The organism is Oleiphilus sp. HI0079, from assembly GCF_001635105.1.
This window is the reverse complement of the sequence record NZ_LWFT01001027.1, coordinates 1-747: the sequence shown is the minus strand read 5'-3', so window position 1 is coordinate 747 and position 747 is coordinate 1. Positions and strand designations below refer to the sequence as shown.

Below are 747 nucleotides of genomic sequence, written 5' to 3'. Positions count from 1 at the left end.
CTGGCCATATCGAAAAAGTAGCGCAAACAGCATGGGCAGAAGAAGAAATATGGCGTAATCGATGTGTCCCGGGAAGTGGATGACATCGAATACAATAGCAATCACAAGCAGGCTGTAGGCGGCAGCGGCGATAAGAGCGACGAGGGAGTGCATGCCAAAATGTCGTTCTGGATAAAGCCATGACAGCAGGAAAGGGGTAAATGTGAGAACGCCCGCGCTATCGCCCATTAGCCACGTTACGAAAACATGATTGAACTGCGATGTGCTGATATGACCAAATAGCCAAAGTCCACCGACACCGAAAAGGGCGCTACATAAAGGGCCCAGCAAGGCGCCAAAGCCCAAAAAATATAACAGTGACTGATGGGATTTTAGGATGCGACTGGTTCCGGCGTAACGACGAATTAACTCAGCGGCAACAATTACGCATATAACGTCGCCGATGCCATTCATCGTTGCGGACGCAACGGCATTCAACGTGGCCTCAATCGAGTCGAAGGAAATATAAGCCCAGATATTTCCAAAAAACGCCCCAAAGAACACGCCGGGCCAGATAGATGGACCAAAGCGAAGCGCTAGCGCGAGCATCACTCCAGAAGGGATCCAAACGGGTGTCACATTTGAAGGTTCGATTGCGAATAGTTGGCCAAGCCGAGCACAAGCGATGTAAATGGCCGCAACAGCGATGACCTCCAGAATTCTTACATCTTTGAGCCAGCGTTGTTGCGCGAACTTCAGGCGCAGGCT

At 50.7% G+C, this 747-nt stretch carries 1 protein-coding gene; it reads right to left on the bottom strand.

Annotated features, from left to right (window positions below):
* On the bottom strand, nt 1-747 hold a 747-nt coding region (locus tag A3750_RS18475; RefSeq protein WP_156498726.1), incomplete at both ends, for an MASE1 domain-containing protein.